Annotated in this window: 1 protein-coding gene; it reads right to left on the reverse strand. The window is 63.6% G+C overall.

Annotation, left to right across the window (positions count from 1 at the left end):
- Window positions 1-508, reverse strand: a 508-nt coding sequence (locus EN939_RS37345) for a 3-oxoacyl-[acyl-carrier-protein] synthase III C-terminal domain-containing protein (protein WP_272483151.1), incomplete at both ends; no start/stop codon positions are given.

A 508-nucleotide genomic window follows, 5' to 3' on the forward strand; every position in this document is an offset into this window, starting at 1 on the left:
CCCTTCTTGATGCGGCCGTCGGCGACGGCCACCGACAGCGCCAACGGCACGGAAGCAGCCGAGGTGTTACCGTGCAAATCGACCGTAACCACCACCTTTTGCTCAGCTATCCCGAGCTTCTTGGCGGAAGCGTCAATAATTCGTTTATTGGCCTGGTGGGGCACGAACCAGTCGAGATCATCGGCTGAGATACCCGCTTGCGCGAACGTCGCCTCGATCACGTCGGTGATCATGCCGACCGCATGCTTGAAGACTTCGCGGCCCTCCATCCGGAGGTGGCCGACCGTACCCGTGGTCGACGGCCCGCCGTCGACGAAAAGCTTGTCCTTGTGCGTGCCGTCGGAGCGCAGGCTGGCCGCCAGAACGCCATGGTCGGCGATCGCGCCCGTCCCCTCGCCTGCTTCCAGGATCATGGCACCGGCGCCGTCGCCGAACAGCACACAGGTCGAGCGGTCGCTCCAATCGAGGATGCGCGAGAATGTTTCCGAACCGATCACCAGGACACGCT

Origin of the sequence: Mesorhizobium sp. M7A.F.Ca.CA.002.05.1.1, assembly GCF_003998335.1 — a bacterium.
Classification (GTDB): Bacteria; Pseudomonadota; Alphaproteobacteria; order Rhizobiales; family Rhizobiaceae; genus Mesorhizobium.